Origin of the sequence: Micromonospora sonchi (assembly GCF_014646235.1) — a bacterium.
Lineage (GTDB): Bacteria > Actinomycetota > Actinomycetes > Mycobacteriales > Micromonosporaceae > Micromonospora > Micromonospora sonchi.
In genome coordinates this window covers 71,783-87,166 of record NZ_BMNB01000028.1, presented here as the reverse complement: position 1 = coordinate 87,166, position 15,384 = coordinate 71,783, and the positions used below count along the sequence as shown (strand labels likewise).

Genomic DNA, 15,384 nt, shown 5'->3' with positions numbered 1-15,384 from the left:
AGGAACTGTGCGCGAAACGGGTCGAGGATGCATGATGGGACGGCGGGCACGAAGCCTCCAGTGATCACAGAGCGTAGACAACTCGATGATCACCGACTTCGTGCCCGTTTCACTACCCCACGTCCTCACCGTCACCTACTGGCGGACGCTCTAACCGAACCGGTCAGCGAGCTTCGTCAGCTTGGTGACGTACGCCGGCCAGTCATAGTCGTGGGGGACGCCAGAGTTCTCCCGCCGCAAGCCGATCGCCCTGTCGTGCTGCTCGCGCATGATGTCGGCGTGACCGGCGTGACGGGCGAGGTCGCAGGTCACGTGGATGATGATCCTGTGCAGCGTCACGTCCCTTTCGCCTGGGCGCCACCACGGCACCTGCCCTGGCGCGTCAAGGGGTAGCTGTTCGATCGTCTGGTCCGCGAACACCCCGACACGGCGATACAGGTCGATCAGCCCATTCTTCGTCTCGCCCTCCCGCGCGTACCAGTCTGCCTGCGGGTCCTCCTCGAACGCCTGTATGGGGACCAGTTCCTCAGGCATCGGGAACTCACGCCCGAAGGTAGGCCCGAAGTAGCCGGCTTCGACATTGAGGCAGTGCTTGAGAACTCCCAGCAGGTTGTTGCCGGTCGCGGTGCGGGGCAGTCTGGCCTCGCGTTCGCTCAGCCCGTCGAGCTTCCAGATCAAGTTATCGCGAGTCGCCTGGAGGTAGTGGTGCAGCGCAGCCTTCGGGTCGCCCAGATCAGCCATGCCTGCCAGTCTTCCTTATGTGCCCGAGCCATTTCTGCGGGGCGTTGCCTGCAAGATCAGCGCCCGGCTAGACCGGCCGGTATACGCATCTGCCGCCGATGGTGTGTTGTTGGTCATCTGCCCTTGTGGCGCTCGCTCAGGTGGTCGGGCTCCATACCCATGGGGTGGTGGTAGTGACCGGTTGTAGACCTAGGCGCTGGAGGATGGGTCGGCTGTCCTTGGACGCGTCGACCAGGAGGTAGGTGATGCCCCGGTCGGCGGCGATTTGCGCGCGGCGGGCGACCAGCGCGCGGTAGATGCCCTTGCCTCGCCATTGTCTGAGGGTGGAGCCGCCCCACAGGGCGGCGAACTCCGTACCGGGGAGAATGACCAGCCAGGCCGCCGATACGACTTCGCCTGCGGCCTCTGCGAGGAGCACGACGATGTTCTCCGGGGCCGAGGAGATGCGGTCGGCCAGGTCATCGGCCAGCCAGGACCAGTCGGCGTCCCAGACGGCGGACTCCATGGCCGCGATCCGATGCAGGTCGGCCAGTTCCGTCGTCGCGCGGACCGTGATGCCATCGGGGGCTTCCCCGGCAGCAATCAGGTTGGTCGTCATACCGACAACGACGGTTTCCTCGTCCTCCGGCGCAAATCCGGCCAGCCGTAGCCGCTCGGTGAGATCCCGCCGGTCGTGGCCGTACGTCTTCCACTCGACCGCTTGGCCGCGCGCGGCGCTGCGGTCACGCACTCGACCGATGAGCGCGTCCAGTTCCTCGACAGAAAGTCCATCGAGGTTCTGAGCGAAGGCGAACCCTCGGCTGGGGGTGGCGATCTGCAGGACCGGTCCGTCCCACGACGGCTTCCAACTGCTCGGCAGCCGCGAGGCAATGGTGCCCCGCACCTGCTGATCATGCAAGGCGAGAAGTTCACTACGAGTCAGCATCACGACAGACGATCCCACCGGCGCTCGTTGCCCGACAAGCGTTTTGCCCATCCTCATCTGGCCGCAATCCGGGCGCCGCCCTGACTCGACTGGGTAACTCAGCGTGAGCGGAGGGGATCGAGGTCACTGGGTCGGCAGCCCGCCAACGGAGCCGAAGCGGCAGACGTCTCAGCGTGTGTACGTCTGGCGTACCTGGTTCTGCACCGAAGCCCGTACGCCGTCTACGTCCCTGCGCCTCCCCAACGGAAGGTGCGCCTCCCTCACGGCCCGCAGACGCGGTCCGCAGCGGCGGCGAGCGGGTGTGGTTGGCCGGTCATGGCGGCCAGTGTGGTGGCGACTGCTTGCAGGTCGGCTTTGATGTACGTGGTGGTGGCCGGGCCGGTGGAGTCGGTATGTCCGGCGTAGGCACGAGCGATGCCGTAGCCGTAGTGGCGCTCGACCCAGGTCAGGGTGGTGTGGCGTAGCCAGTGGGTGGAGATGCCCTGGCCGGCCACCCACGGCAGTAGTTCGCCGATGCGTTTCCACAGGTGGTCGTAGCGACGGCTGGTGATCGGCCGACCATTGCGGTAGCGCAGCAGCCGGTCGGTGGGCAGTACCGCGCCACGGGCGCGGGCGTGGTCGTCGAGGTGGGCGGCCAGGTCGAGGGTGATGGGTTGCCAGCGCAGGGTGGTGCCCTTCTCGGTCAGCCGCACCAGCCCGCGGCCGGTGTTCAGGTCGGTCAGCCGTAGCCCGAGGGCGCCGCCACGGCGGCAGGCAGTCTCGGTGTGCAGACGCAGCAGAAGAGCGTCGAGGATGACGTCGTTGCCGCTGGTACGAGCGGCAAGGTTGATCTCCTTCAGTTCGTCGGGGGTCAGGGCGCGGCGGGTGCTCGGTAGTCGGCGGGGCTTGACCACCCGATGGGCGGGGCTGGCAGCGGGATCGATGAGCCCGTCGGCGATAGCCCGGTTATAGATCGCCCGGGCAGCGGCGATCACCAGCTCACCGGCGTGCCGGCCACTGCGGCTGTTACGCCGCGACCGGGCCGTCGCCGCGGCCTGTCGCTGCATGGCCTCGATGTCGCTGGCCGCGACCGCGTCCAACAGGCGGTCGCCCCAGACGTCGGCCATCCGCTGCCAGTAGGTGCCATACGTGCGGCGGGTGCCCGGTCCGGCCTCGGCGACAACCTGGGGCAGGTACTCGGCCAGTGTCAGCAGGCCCGGACCGGGCTCGGCCTGCAGATCGGCGAGGGTGACGCCCAGATGGGCCAGCATCTGCCGGGCAGTAGCGACGCGGGCGGGATCAGCCGACACGACGACCACCGATCACCTGGGTGTGAAGGTCGGTCAGCAGCCGCGTGACGGTACTGGCCGGATGGATCACCAGCAGATCATGGGAGACGATCGCGGCGAGCAGCAGCGGCTGTGCCGGCACGATCGCGCACATCTGCCGCACGCTGGCCGGTAACGGCAATTCCCCTCGGCTGCCCACCACCTGCTGGCCAGCTCGCGCAGAGGTGATCACCAGCATGCCGTCGTGTGGGTGGACGTCGATACGGTGGCCCGGCGGCCAGCCCAGCGCGTCCAACAGGCCCCGTTCGGTCACCCGACCGGACCGGTCCGCACGCGCCACACCGATCAGCACCGAGTCCGGAGAAACGTCGGCTGCCGAATCTGGTGCCGGAAGCGCCGGAAGCGGCGCCGGATGGGGTCGCAGTCTGCCGGGAAGCGGTGCCGGAAGCGCCGGAAGCGGCGCCGGATGGGGTCGCAGTCTGCCGGGAAGCGGTGCCGGAATCAGCACACTGATGAGCTGCTCACGGTCGCGGCCAGTTCGTGTCATGACCAGCCCAACCGCGAAAACGCCGCTACGCGCCGACCGTGACGCACAGCCCGCCGATGCCTAGGATGATCAGGTGTTATCGCAGGTATGCGGGCCCGATACCAGCACGGAATCGAATCTGGTTCATGCCTGGTGGAACTCCACCAAAACCGGTGTCCGAGGGGGGACTTGAACCCCCACGCCCTATACGGGCACTAGCACCTCAAGCTAGCGCGTCTGCCATTCCGCCACCCGGACTTGCTTGCACAGCCTACCGCGCCGGCCTCGGTGGTCCCACCACCCGTAGGCCGCCCAGCGGGCCGCACGGGGAGTTACTGTACACGCCGCAGATGGATCATGCACATCGGCATGCGCGAGCCGTCCGGGCAGTGCGAAACGGGGCGGGGGCGGCACCGCCTGTGGGTCGGGTAGCGGTCAAGCCCCCGTACCCGGCAGCATGGCCACGTGCCCCATGCCTCTCCCCTGGCCGTCATCCAGCAGCGGGCTCTTGCGCTGCGCGGGGCGGGTAACCTCGCCGCTGCCCGTGACCTGCTGACCGACGCGGTCGAGTCCGCTCGCCCGCCGTTCGGCAAGGATCATCCCGACGTGCTCAGCACCGCGCACCTGCTGGCTCGGCTGCATCGGGAGGCAGACGATCCGAGTGCGGCCCGTCGGGTCTTGGAGGAGGCGTTCGCCGCCGGTGAGCGCAGGTGGCCGCATGCGGACCCGTTGATGCTGGCGCTCTCCTACGAGTTGGGGTCGGTGGCCGACGAGCTGGGCAACCGCCACGAGGCCCGCCGCAACTACACCCGGGTCGCCGCCGCCGGCCCCGCCGTGCTCGGTGCCGACCACCCGGCGGTACGCGCGGCACGGGAGTATCTCGGCGATGCCGCTCCCGTCCCACAGCCGCCGGTCCCCCCGATCGTTTCGCCGGAACCGGCTGGTCAGCCGCATCATGGGGTGCTGGTCGAGCCGACCGTGTCGCTCGCCGTGCTGTCGACCGCCTGGAAGCCGCACGACGCGTCGACGGCGGCGCCCACCCGACCGGCGGCGGCCCCAGCGTCCGGCCCCCCTGCCGCTCCTCCCGCGCCCGTAGTGCCGCCGGCACCGGTCATATCGACCACGCCCGCCGCCCCGACCTCGCCGGCCAGTCCGGCCGTACCGCCGGCGCCGCCCGGTGTTCCGCCTGCGCCGGTCCTGCTACCACCTGTTGTCCCGCCGGCGCCGGCCCTACCACCGGCGCCGCCTGGTGTTCCGCCGCCGCCGGCTGTGCCTCCGCCCGCGTCGGTGATACCGCCGCCTCCGGTGGTTCCCCATGCCCGGACGGCGTACCACGACCAAGCCGCCCCGGCCGTGCCGCCGGGCGAGCAGGTTCCGGTGGTGCCGCCAGTCTCCTCGGCACCGGCGACGCCGGTGGCCCGGCCCACCCATGAACCGCTGGTCACGCCACCCACCGTGCCGTACGGGCCGCCGCCCGGTTCGCCCGCGCCTCACGTATCACCCGGGGTGGTCCCTGGTCAGCGCGGCTCCGAGGAGGAGACCGGGGTGATGGCGGTACCGCCCGTTCCCGGGGGCGGCTCCGTGCCGGGCGGCGGTGGAACCGAGTCCCCGGCAGATCCGGGGTGGGCCCGGCCGACGATTCGGGTTCAGCAGATCGATCCGCTGTTGGAGGAGGAGGCGGCCCGGGCCGCACGCCAGACCCAGAAACAGGCTGCGGGTAGCGCCATGCCGCTCCCGGTCAGCGGCCCGCCAGTCAGCGCCCCACCGGTCAGCGGCCCGCCAGCCTTCTCGCCGGTCAGTGTGCCGCCAGCACCCGGACAGCCCGTCAGCGCACCACCCGTCAGCGCACCACCGATCAGCGCACCGCCGGTCAGCTCATTGCCGATCAGCACGCCACCCATCAACGCACCGCCCATTAGCGCACCGCCGGTCAGCACGCCACCGATCAGCACGCCGCCGGGTCCGCCGTACCACCCACCGCCGGGCGTACCGGGATATCCCGCCACACCTGCGGCCGGGCCGGATGCCTCGACCACGCGGCTGCCACAGCAGGATCTTCTCGGCGGGCCACCGCACGGGTCGGCCCAGCAGTTTGCACCCACACCGCCGGCCTACGCGCCGCCTCCGGTCAGCGGCCCAGCGCCGTCGGCGTACCCCCCTCCGCCCGGCTGGGGACAGCTGTCACCGCCGACGGTCGCCGCGCCGTACCAGGGCCCGCTGGCGATGCCGGCGACGGAGCCGGAGCCGAGCCGGAGCCGTACGGCGATCGTGGTGGCGCTGATCTCGGTCCTGGTCGCCGTCGCCGCGGTGGTCGGGGTGGGGCTGCTGCTCCTGGAACGCCGGGCCGCGCCGCCGGACACGACGCCCGGTTCGACGGCGACGGAATCGGGTGCGCCACCCACGGACCTCACGTTGCGCGACGACGCGACGACCATCACCTTGACCTGGACCGACCCATCGGGCGGGTTGGTGCCGTTCGTGGTGGCCGGTGGGCGGGCCGGGCTGCCGCTGCGGATGATGGCCACGGTCGGCGCCGGGCAGAGCACCTACACGGTGAACGGGTTGAGTTCCCGGGTGGACTACTGCTTCACCGTGCTGGCCGTCTACGACACCGACCAGTTGGCCGCCTCCAGCCAGGTGTGCACGTCGCGGGAGGCCGACAGCACTCCGGGTTGACCGCCGGGAGCAGCCCAGGCGATCAACCTGGGCCGATCGTCGTGGCCGGACACGCCGACGACACGCCACGCTGGGTGTCCACAGTCGGACGGTGCGGGTTCCCGGCGTCCTCAGCGTAACCATATGATGGCTCCCGGCTCAGGGGAGGGGCTGCCGTCACGGGGCGCCACCTGCCAGGACGACACGGAAGGCAGCCAGCTGTGGCGAGCATCGACGAGGCCGGTCCGATCCGCACCACCCGTTCCCGGTCGCGCCTGCGTGGTGGTCTGGTGACCGTGGCCACGGTGCTGGCGCTGCTCGCGGCGATGGGTCTGACCGTGCTCGGCCTCGGGTCGGCGGACAACGCGGTGGCCAGCTACGACGCGAGTTCGTGGCTGTGGAGCGCGGCGCGCAGCGAGCTGGCCCGGGTCAACGGGGTGACGGCCCGGGTGGACACCCGGACCGAGGTGGCCGGGGCGCGGCGCCATCCGATGCAGGTGGTGCAGACGGACCGGGTGCTGGTGCTGCGGGATCTGCACACGGGCCAGATCAGCACCCTGGACCTGGCCACCCTGCAGATCACCGCGACCACGCCGACAACCCCCGGGCTGGGGGTGAGTGTCGCGTTGCACGAGGACGCGGCGTTCGTGGTGGACGCGGTCCAAGGAGTGGTGCGGCAGCTGGACCCCCGGTCGCTCGCGCCGGTGGGTGAACCGGTGCGGTATCCGCCAGGGATCACCGGTGGCGCGTTCGACGGCGTGGGTCGACTGTGGATCGCGGTGCCGGCCGAGGGCACGGTTTCCGCGATCAGTCCGGCGGTGTTGCCGTCGAACGCGGCCGAGAGCCCGCAGGTGAGCCCGAGGCGGGTGGAGACGCACGACGTGGCCGAGCCCAGCCACGAGCTGGTGGTGTCCGCCCTGGACGACGGCGTGGCGGTGCTGGACCGTACAGCCGGGACGCTGGTGACCGTGGTGGCGGGCACGGTGCGTCGTACCGCGTTGGCGGAGACGCTGACCGGGCCGGGCACGATGCCGACGCGTACCAGCGGGCCGGTGGTGCCGGTGACGGTGGTCGGGCAGCGCCAGGTGCACGCCATCACCGACGGCGGCGAGGTGCTCTCGTTCCCGGTGCCGGGTGAGGGCGACCGGCTCAGCCCGGCGGTGGCCTGGGCGGGCCGTTTCTACTGCGCGGACGAGGCAGCGGGCGTGGTGTACGCGTTCGACTCGGCCGGGCAGTTGGTGGACACCGTCCGGGGCCGGTGGAGCGGACCGCTGGAGCTGGAGGTACGGGAGAACCACCTGTTCATCAACGCTCCGGACGCGTCGACCGCGCGGGTGGTCAACGACCGGCACGAGGTGCGGGAGGTCGACAAGTACGCCAACGACGTGCTCGGTGGTGACCCGCCGCCGGTGGAGCCCCCGCCGCCGCCACCGCCGCCCAAGAAGAAGAAGCCACAGGTCAGCAAGCCGGGTGCGCCGCGCGGTGTGACCGCGGCGGCCGGCAACGCGCAGGCTCGGGTGAGCTGGCGGCCGGCGGCGGCCAACGGTGCCGAGATCATCCGGTACGTGGTGGAGGGCGCCGGGCAGCGGCTGGAGGTCGGTGCGAACCAGCGGTCGGTGGAGGTCAAGGAGCTGACCAACGGCGAGACGTACGAGTTCTCGGTGCACGCGGTCAACGCCAAGGGTGCGGGGCCGGCGCGGACCAGTAACCCGGTGACGCCGACGGCGGACGTGCCGGACGCGCCGGCGAGCGCCACGGCGGAGGCTCGGCCGGACGGCACGGTGGTGGTGAGCTGGCCGGAGGCGAACGGGCAGGGCAACCGCATCGCCCGGTACGCGGTGACGGCCACGTCGGACGGCACGAACGCTCCGGCCGGCGAGGCGACCGGCACCGAGCTGGTCGTCAAGGCGGGTGAGCTGGAGTACGGCACGCAGTACGCGTTCACCGTCGTGTCGATCAACGACAAGGGCGCGGCCTCGGAGGCGTCGCCGGTGAGCAACACCGTGGTGCCGTTCACGCTGCCGGGCGAGCCGGTGGAGCTGGTCGCGAGCACGGTGGCCGACCAGCCGGGGACGGTGGCGGTGCAGTGGTCGTCGGCGGCTGCCAACGGCCGGCCGGTGACCGGGTACGTGGTGGACGTGGGTGGCCGCCGCAGCGAGGTCACCGACACTCGGACCACGGTCGGCGGCCTGGGTGACGGGCAGAACGTGACGGTGCGGGTCCGGGCGGTCAACGAGGCCGGTGAGGGCCCGGAGGCGACGACGACGGCGCGGACGGTGGCGCCGCCGCGGGTGACGGTGACCGGGGCGTCGGCGACCGCGACGGAGGCGACGGTGACGTTCACCGTGGACGCCGGGGGCGGGAAGGCCACCTGCACGTTGAGCCGCTCAGGTCAGCCGGCGAAGAGCGGCCCGTGTTCGAGCATCACGATGACCGGTTTGACGCCGGGCACCAGCTACACGTTCACGGTGACGGCGACCAACGCCGCCGGTGCGGGCACGGCCAGTCGGGCCCAGGAGACCCAGGCGTTGTACGGCATCGCCACCTGCGTCAACGGCAGCGAGCCGGAGCAGCGCACCTACTGCGACCGGGACCGCGAGGGTCGCAACGGCAACGAGATCTTTTCGGTGCCCCGGCAGGACAACGACCGGCAGGTCGGCTGGGCCAAGCCCACTACCCGGCTGAAGGCGTACTGCAAGATCCGCGGCGAAGAGGTCTACGCGTACGTCTACAACAACGACAAGCAGAGCACCTGGTGGGTACGGGTCGAGTACAACGGGCGCAACTACATCCCGTGGGCCTGGCTCAACCTGGAGGGCGGCGACAAAATCAACGTCCTGCCCACCTGCTGATCCACCTCAGGCAAGGAGCACCACGTGAACAGCCACGAGCCGCTGACCCAGCAGGAGGTGCAGGGCTTCGCCGCCCTGGCCGCCCGGCTGGCCGAGAACGTCAACGCGGTGGTGCTCGGCAAGCCGCAGGTGGTCCGGCTGGCGCTGACCGCGCTGTTCGCTCAGGGGCACGTGCTGCTGGAGGACGTGCCCGGGGTGGGCAAGACGACCCTGGCCCGGGCGATCGCGGCGACGGTGAAGGGACAGTGGCGGCGCATCCAGTTCACCCCGGACCTGCTGCCGTCGGACGTGTCCGGGGTGACGATCTTCAACCAGGCCACCCGGGGGTTCGAGTTCCATCCGGGCCCGGTGTTCGCCAACATCGTCATCGCCGACGAGATCAACCGGGCGTCGCCGAAGACGCAGTCCGCGCTGCTGGAGGTGATGGAGGAACGCACGGTCACCGTCGACGGGGTGCGGCATCCGGTGCCGCAGCCGTTCCTGGTGGTGGCCACCCAGAACCCGGTGGAGATGGACGGCACCTACCGGCTGCCGGAGGCGCAGTTGGACCGCTTCCTGGTGAAGCTGTCCGTCGGGTATCCGGACGAGTCGGTGGAGGTGGAGGTGCTGCGCGGGGCGACGGTCCGCTCCCCCGAGGCGCTCGCCGCGGTCACCGACACCGCCACCGTCGGCGAGATGGTCCGGATGGCCCTCCGGGTGCACATCGCCGAACCGCTGTACGCGTACGCGGTGCGGCTGGCGGCGGCCACCCGCACCCATCCGCAGGTCCGCGTCGGGGTCAGCCCCCGTGGGGTGATCGCGTTGACCCGGGCGGCGTGCGCGTACGCGCTGATCGACGGTCGCGGCTGGATCATGCCCGAGGATCTGAAGGCCCTCACCGAACCGGTGTTCGCCCATCGGCTGCTGCTCACCCCCGACGCGCAGGTGCGCGGGGTGACCGCCGTGGACGTGCTGCGTCAGGCCGTCGCCTCGGTGCCGGTGCCGCTGCCGTCGGGCCAGCCGGCCCCGGCGCACCCCTGACCGGCGGGCTGACGTGGGGATCACCGCTCGGGGCATCGGTCTGCTCGTCGTCGCCGTACTGCTGCTCGGTGTCGGTTTCCGGTTCGGGTATCCGGAGCTGACGCTGCTGGGCGCGGCGGCCGGCATCGCCGTCGCGGTGGCCGTGGTCATCGCGGCCCGGCGGCCCCGCCTGGCCGTGCACCGGCGGGCGGACCCGGACCGGGTGGCCCGGGGTGAGCCGGCGACGATGACGTTGACTCTGCGTAACGCGGGACGGCTGCGGGCGGCGAGTCTGCTGGCCACCGACCGGTGCGGCGACCGGGTGGTGCCGGTGCCGGTGTTGCGGCTGCGCCCGGGTGCGGACACCACGGTCCGCTACGACGTGCCGACCGTCCGCCGGGGAGTGGTGCCGGTCGGTCCGCTGCGGGTGACCCGCCGTGATCCGCTGGGCCTGGTGGTGCTGGCCCGTTCCTACGGCGACAGCGTGCCGGTGTGGGTGCATCCGCGCATCCATCCGCTGAGCGCGGTGCCCACCGGCGCCGGCCGCAGCCTCGACGGGCGGGTCGACGCCGTGCCGCACGGCTCGATCACCTTCGACTCGTTGCGGGAGTACGTGGTCGGCGACGAGTTGCGGCGGGTGCACTGGCGGACCAGCGCCCGGGTCGGTGAGCTGATGGTGCGGGAGAACGTGGACACCAGCCTGCCGCGGATCGTGGTGCTGCTGGACAATCGGGCCGCCGCGCATCCGGACCGGGTGGACGGGGTGGCCGAGTCGTTCGAGTCGGCGTGCGAGGCGGCGGCCTCGGTGGTGGCCGCGGCGGTGCGAGAGGACCTACCGGTGGCACTGCTCTTCGCCGCCGCCGCGGAACCGATCCCCGAGCCGACGGCACCCACCACGCCGGCCAGCAGCGGCAGCGGGATGATCGACGGGCCGGGTGTCGGGCCGCTGGACCGGTTGGCCGCGGTGTCCCTGGCCGCCGACGGCACGCTGGAGGCCGCGACGGCACGGCTGCGCCGCGACCGGCTCGGCGACACCCTGGTCGTCCTCACCGGCCCGGGCAGCCGCGACGACCTGGGGTACGTCGGTGCGTTGCGCGGGGCGTACCCGTCGGTGGTGGTCGGGGTGTTCGGGGCGGCGGAGCGGACGCCGCCGGACGCCGCCGGCCTGGTCGTCGTCGACGCCCCCGACGGGGCGGCGTTCGCCGCCGAGTGGGACGGGGTGCGCCGATGGTGAGGCTGCTGCGGGCGGTGCCGGCCGCGCTGGTCACCCTGGTCCTGCCGGCGGCGCTGGTCGGCATGGTCACGCTGGCCGGGATGGCACTCGACCGGGTGTACGCGGGCTCGCTGCTGACCGTGCTGGTGGCCGGCGCGGCCCTTGGCTCGGTGCTGGTCAGTGTCGTGGCACGGCGGCTGCCCTCCTGGCTGGTCGCTCCGGTGTCGGTGCTGGCGATGGCCGGCTGGGCCGCCTGGGGCCTGCGGCTGGCCGCAGGCCGGGCCGACCTGCCGGGCGGGTTCGTCCAGGTGGCCGGCGACGCCGCGCGCAACGGCATTCCCCGGCTGTTGACCGCGATGATTCCGGTGGAGCCGACGCCGGACACCGTCCTGGTGCCGTTGGTGGGCGCCTGGCTGGCCGGGCTGGCCGGCGCGGAGGTGGCGCTGCGGGCCGGTCGGGTGCTGCTGGGCTACCTGCCGCCCGCCCTGCTCTTCGCTGGCGCGGTGTACGTGGTCGGTCCGAACGCCGAACCGGCGATCGGTGAGACGGTGACGCTGGTGGCGGTGGCGGCGCTCGGCCTGGCGGTGTCGGGGCGGACGGCCGGCGGCGACCCGGTCGACGACCTGAACCCGGCGGCGCGGGCGCGGGTGCGGGCCCGGCTGGCGGTGGCCTCGGCCGCCGGAACGGCGGTGGTGGTGGGCCTGGCTGCGCTGCTCGGCCCGGCACTGGCCGCACTGGTGGAGACCCGCCCGGTGGACCCGCGCCGCTACGTGGAGCCGCCGCAGGTGGAGACGCTCGACGAGAACCCGCTGATCCGCATCTCGGGGTGGGCGCTGAACCCGGAGCAGCAACTGTTCCAGGTGACGACGGACGGCAGCGGCCCGGCCGACACCGGCGCGGGCGGGACCGACCCGGCGGGCGGAACGCCGGCCACCGGCGGCGGGGTACGCGTCCGGCTGGCCGTGCTCAGCGACTACGACGGGGTCACCTGGCGCGTCGGCGCCACGTACCGCAACGCCGGTCGGATCCTGCCCGTCGTGGATCCACCGTCGGGCGCGACCGTGGAGACGATCCGGCAGGAGATCACGGTGGGCGACCTCACCGGTCGGCTGCTGCCGGCGGTGGCCACCCCGCGCGAGGTCAGCGGGGCGCGGGTGGCCTACGACCCGGACACCGGCACCCTGATCCGGCCCGATGGGCTCACCCCGGGGCTGCGGTACGCGGTGAGCTCCGGCCGGGAGCGCCCGGACCTGAACCTGATCGCCACCGCGAACACCCCGGCCGGCGACGAGGTGGCCCGGGTGCTGCACGTCGCCGACGGGGTGCCCGAGCAGTTGCGCCGGCTCGCCGCCCAGTTGGCCGAGGAGAACGGCGCACCGTACGCCCGCGCGTCGGCGATCGAGCAGTGGCTCGCCGAGCACTACCGGCTGGTGGCCGACGCGCCCAGTGGCCACGCCTACCCGAACCTGGCGTTCTTCCTGTTCGGGCCCGCGGGCGGCGGCGGGCAGCGGGGCACCTCCGAACAGTTCGCCGCCTCCTTCGCCGTGCTGGGTCGGTTGGTCGGGCTGCCGACCCGGGTGGTGGTCGGTTTCGCCGCCCCCGCGTCCGGGGCGGTGCGGGCCGCCGACGCGTACGCCTGGCCGGAGGTGCTCTTCGACGGGCTGGGCTGGGTGCCCTTCGACCCGCTGCCCCGGCCGGACGACGAGCCGCGGCCGGTCGAGGAGGACTTCCGTCCGCGGCCGGAGGAGACGCCGCCGTCGGAGCAGCCGGAGCCCACCCTGGAGCCGACCTCCTCCCCGCCGCCGCTGGCGCTTCCCGGTGGCCCGGCCGACTCCGGCGGCCCGTCGACACCGGTGCTGCTGGCCGGCGCCGGTGGCGGTCTACTGCTCGTGCTGGCGGTGGCGCTGGCCACGCTGGCCGGGATGCGTCGCGCGCAGACCCGCAACCGGCTGCACCGGGGCGACCCCCGGCACCGCATCGCCGGCGCCTGGCGGGAGCTGACCGACGCGCTGCGCCTGGCCGGGCATCCGGTGGCCGCCGACCTGTCCGCCACCGAGGTCGCCGCCGCGGCCCGACGCGCTCTCGCCGCCGCGTTGCCTCCGAGCGCCGGCACCGATCCGACCGGCCAGCGGGCGACCGAGTGGGACACCGCCGTCGAGGAGCTGGCCCAGTTGGTCAACCAGGTCGGCTTCGCTCCGGGCGGCGTCACCGACGGGCAGGCCCGGGCCGCCGCCGAGGCCGCCACCGCCTACACCGGGGCGCTGCGTGCCGCCCGGCCCCGCTGGCGGCGGCTGCTCTGGTCGGTGCACCCGGGGCCGCTGCGCTGGTCGCGTTGAGGCTGGTCAATGCCTTCTACCGTTACCTGATCGCCCAGTTCGTCGGTGATTTGTTGGGCGGACCACTTGTGTTCGCGCCGCCAGGTCGCAATGCGCTCGATCACTTCGGCGGGTGTCGAGCTGGGGCTGGCATACGGTGTCGAGGAGCGATCCTGCAAGCCGAGTTCACCGTGCTGGCGCCAGCGGTTGACCCACTTGGATGCGCATGCTCGTGAGATGCCCATCTCCGCCGCTACATGGGCGATGGGACGGTCCTTGCAGCGTTCGACCAGGCGTCGTCGGCCTTCGATGGAGAGAGGTGCGTTGGCATGGGTCATCGCGCCTCGACCGCCTCGCCGTGCTCGCCATCAGCCGGGATGTCGGTCCTGACAGGACGGGGTAGCCAGCGGAGTGCTATGAGGCCGAGTACGAGGTGCAGCAAGCTGGCTGTAGCTGCGGCCACGTGCATGCCGGTGAGGAAGGATGACTTGGCGTCGGTGATCAACGTGTCTGTCAGATTGGTGAGCTGAAGCGTTTCGTCCAGGGTCGGCGCGAGGTCGGGCCCTTGGAGCCGGAACAGCAGTGCTGCCAGGGAGCCGAGCAGTGCAATGCCCAGGGCGTTACCGATCTCGTTGCTGGTCTCGGCGATCGCGCCTGCTGAGCCTGCTCGCTCGGACGGGACCGCGCCGACGGCGGTGTCAGCGACGACTGCGAAGGAGATGCCGTAGCCGATGCCGGCGATCGCAGTGGAAGCGACGTACCAGCCGGTCCCGCCAGTGATGGTGGTGGGCAAGAGCAGGAGCAGCCCGGTGGCGATGGAGAAGTGGCAGACAAGCAGCGCGGAGCGTTTCCCGACGCGATCGACCACCACAGGGGTGACGATGCAAGTCGTGATGAGCACAACGGCTCCCGGTAGCGCCAGCAGGGCAGCCTGCAGGACCGGAATGTCAAGGACGGACTGCAAGTAGATGCCAGCCAGGTAGGCGGCTGCTGACCACGCGGCCAGCGGTAGAAGCCCGGTGATCACCGCGATGGTGAAGACTCGATCCCGGAAGAGAGAGAAGTCGATGAGTGGATGGTCCAGGTGTCGTTGACGGACGCCGAACCATGCCAGCACGGCGACCCCCATGAGTCCGGCGAGCGCCGCCGATACGGAGAGGCCCTCGGCGGCAGCGTGCTTGAGCCCATAAATCGCTAGCAGCAGACCGATCGCAGAGGTCACGACACTCGTCGGATCGACTCGTCCGGGGCGAGTGGTTTGTACCTCGCTGAGCAACATGGGTGCGAAACACAGGAACAGCGCGATCAAGGGAAGGTTGATCAAGAACACCGATCCCCACCAGAAGCGTTCCAGCAGCACGCCACCGATGACCGGTCCGATTGCGAATCCCGCAGCGAAGGCCGCAGCGAAGATGCCGATGGCCTGGGCCCGACGCTTCGGGTCGGTGAACAGCTCACTGAGCACCGCCAAGGCGGACGGCAGCAAGGTTGCGCCGGCGATCCCCATCACGGCACGGGCGGCGATGAGTAGCGCCGGTGTGGGCGCGAACGCGGCGGCGGCCGAACCGATGCCGAAGAAGAATGCGCCGAGCATGAGCAGCTTGAGTCGCCCGTAGCGGTCGCCGATGTTTCCGAATGCGATAAGCAGGGAGCCGACCGCGAAGCCGTAGACGTCCAGGATCCACAGTGCTTGGTCAGCGCTGGGATTGAGAGCCTGACTGACTCGTGGCATTGCGAGAAACAAGATGGACCCGTCCATCGAGACCAAGAGCACCGGGCCCAGGACGACCAGCAGACCGAGCCAAGCTCGGACGTTGGTCGTGCGTGAGGTGTGTTGCGTCATGCCGGCAACGCTCCAGCGCGGAGCCGGGAGCAGCCAGCCACCTGGTG

The 15,384-nt window shown here is 71.6% G+C and carries 10 protein-coding genes, 1 tRNA gene and 1 pseudogene; 5 read left to right on the top strand and 7 right to left on the bottom strand.

What is annotated here, in order from left to right:
• Positions 1 to 150: 150 nt before the first annotated feature.
• The 5 genes from IEY61_RS24365 to IEY61_RS24345 all read right to left on the bottom strand — a co-directional run bounded on the left by IEY61_RS24365 (position 151) and on the right by IEY61_RS24345 (position 3,718).
• The gene (locus IEY61_RS24365; RefSeq protein ID WP_189048243.1) at positions 151 to 741 is read right to left on the bottom strand and encodes a DinB family protein; all 591 of its coding nucleotides are present in this window, start codon (positions 739 to 741) and stop codon (positions 151 to 153) included.
• A gap of 136 nt (positions 742 to 877) precedes the next feature.
• Positions 878 to 1,624: a GNAT family N-acetyltransferase gene (locus tag IEY61_RS24360; protein ID WP_229706409.1), complete on the bottom strand. Its 747-nt coding sequence runs from the start codon at positions 1,622 to 1,624 to the stop codon at positions 878 to 880.
• Positions 1,625 to 1,926: 302 nt separating this feature from the next.
• Positions 1,927 to 2,955, bottom strand: coding sequence for a tyrosine-type recombinase/integrase (locus tag IEY61_RS24355; RefSeq protein WP_229706408.1), 1,029 nt, complete (start codon positions 2,953 to 2,955; stop codon positions 1,927 to 1,929).
• On the bottom strand, positions 2,945 to 3,247 hold the full coding sequence (locus IEY61_RS24350; RefSeq protein ID WP_229706407.1) for a hypothetical protein: 303 nt from the start codon (positions 3,245 to 3,247) through the stop codon (positions 2,945 to 2,947). Before IEY61_RS24350 ends, IEY61_RS24355 begins: the two co-directional genes overlap by 11 nt.
• A gap of 387 nt (positions 3,248 to 3,634) precedes the next feature.
• Positions 3,635 to 3,718, bottom strand: a tRNA-Leu gene (locus tag IEY61_RS24345).
• A gap of 207 nt (positions 3,719 to 3,925) precedes the next feature.
• Here IEY61_RS24345 and IEY61_RS32220 point away from each other — a divergent pair.
• The 5 genes from IEY61_RS32220 to IEY61_RS24315 all read left to right on the top strand — a co-directional run bounded on the left by IEY61_RS32220 (position 3,926) and on the right by IEY61_RS24315 (position 13,515).
• Entirely contained in the window at positions 3,926 to 6,136 is a 2,211-nt protein-coding gene (locus tag IEY61_RS32220) for a tetratricopeptide repeat protein (protein WP_373293208.1), read from the top strand.
• 209 nt (positions 6,137 to 6,345) lie between these two features.
• A complete protein-coding gene (locus tag IEY61_RS24330) occupies positions 6,346 to 8,967 on the top strand; it encodes a fibronectin type III domain-containing protein (protein WP_373293210.1) in 2,622 nt (873 codons plus the stop codon).
• A 24-nt stretch (positions 8,968 to 8,991) separates the two neighbouring features.
• Complete coding sequence (locus IEY61_RS24325) at positions 8,992 to 9,987, top strand: AAA family ATPase (RefSeq protein WP_189048237.1); 996 nt, start codon at positions 8,992 to 8,994, stop codon at positions 9,985 to 9,987.
• Between the two features lie 13 nt (positions 9,988 to 10,000).
• On the top strand, positions 10,001 to 11,200 hold the full coding sequence (locus tag IEY61_RS24320) for a DUF58 domain-containing protein (RefSeq protein ID WP_189048235.1): 1,200 nt from the start codon (positions 10,001 to 10,003) through the stop codon (positions 11,198 to 11,200).
• Positions 11,194 to 13,515: a transglutaminase TgpA family protein gene (locus IEY61_RS24315; protein ID WP_189048233.1), complete on the top strand. Its 2,322-nt coding sequence runs from the start codon at positions 11,194 to 11,196 to the stop codon at positions 13,513 to 13,515. The genes IEY61_RS24320 and IEY61_RS24315 overlap by 7 nt, the downstream gene beginning before the upstream one ends.
• Positions 13,516 to 13,550: 35 nt before the next feature.
• On the opposite strand, the pseudogene IEY61_RS24310 reads toward IEY61_RS24315, so the two are convergent.
• Positions 13,551 to 13,832, bottom strand: a pseudogene (locus tag IEY61_RS24310) (helix-turn-helix domain-containing protein); the annotation flags it as partial.
• Complete coding sequence (locus tag IEY61_RS24305) at positions 13,829 to 15,337, bottom strand: MFS transporter (RefSeq protein ID WP_189048231.1); 1,509 nt, start codon at positions 15,335 to 15,337, stop codon at positions 13,829 to 13,831. The pseudogene IEY61_RS24310 and the gene IEY61_RS24305, both read right to left, overlap by 4 nt.
• Positions 15,338 to 15,384 lie beyond the last annotated feature (47 nt).